The organism is Planctomonas deserti (genome assembly GCF_003067705.1).
Classification (GTDB): Bacteria; Actinomycetota; Actinomycetes; order Actinomycetales; family Microbacteriaceae; genus Planctomonas; species Planctomonas deserti.
The window spans coordinates 1-510 of the sequence record NZ_QANL01000232.1 but is presented as its reverse complement, the minus strand read 5'-3'; the positions used below and the strand labels follow the sequence as shown (position 1 = coordinate 510).

Genomic DNA, 510 nt, shown 5'->3' with positions numbered 1-510 from the left:
AGCACTCGCCCACCGGACATGTGTGATCGCTCATGCAACCGAACCGCTGCGACACCCGCTGGATGGTTTAAATGACTTCTTGCCTATTGAACCTACCGAGTGCCGTGCGCAATCTGACTACTGCTGTAGGCACTCACGATCGTCCTGCCCGCAGTAGGAAGGTTCTGCAACGTTCGACTGGATTCCCCCCACTGGCTCAGGCCAATACAAGGATCACTGCACGTGCAACGCCGCAGCCGACTGCTTCTCTGCGCGGGTCTGATCCCGCTTCCGTGGTTCCTGTTCTGGACCAGCGTTGCCGCCGTGTTCGCGCCGGGCTACAACCCGCTTGCACAGCACGCCAGCGAGCTGCTGCAGGCGCCCACGCTCGCAAGCATCTGCGCCAGGATTGCCCCCATCGGCTGCGGCGTGGGCTTCGTGGCGTTTGCCATCGGGGTATGGCGGGAGTCCGGTCGCCGGATCGCCGTAGGCGCGATCTGCTGGATGATCTTTGGCATCTCCATGCTGACC

Annotated in this window: 1 protein-coding gene; it reads left to right on the top strand. The window is 62.4% G+C overall.

The window, feature by feature from the left end; all coding sequences use genetic code 11:
* Nucleotides 1–222 precede the first annotated feature (222 nt).
* A partial coding sequence (locus DAI20_RS20440; RefSeq protein ID WP_159085184.1) for a DUF998 domain-containing protein occupies nt 223–510 on the top strand: 288 nt, incomplete at its 3' end.